The organism is Limosilactobacillus reuteri (assembly GCF_020785355.1).
GTDB lineage: Bacteria > Bacillota > Bacilli > Lactobacillales > Lactobacillaceae > Limosilactobacillus > Limosilactobacillus reuteri_I.
Window position 1 is genome coordinate 1 of sequence record NZ_JAJGVH010000002.1, and the last position, 223, is coordinate 223.

A 223-nucleotide genomic window follows, 5' to 3' on the forward strand; every position below is an offset into this window, starting at 1 on the left:
AACTCTTTGTCCAACTCATTTAGATAGATGTTCGCCAGTAGTGGTGACAATGGCCCTCCTTGTGGAGTTCCTTTTTCACTCTTAGCGAAAAGCCCATGGTCTAAGACTCCGCTAGTTAGAAACTTACGAATGAGTCTTAGTGTCCATGGGTCATCAATATATTGTTGGAGATACTTAATCATCAAGTCATGATTAACGTTATCAAAATAGGCTTTTAGGTCTA

General features: G+C 39.5%; 1 protein-coding gene. It reads right to left on the bottom strand.

The features are described from left to right. A partial coding sequence (locus tag LMB56_RS00010) for a reverse transcriptase domain-containing protein (protein WP_267865168.1) occupies positions 1-223 on the bottom strand: 223 nt, incomplete at both ends.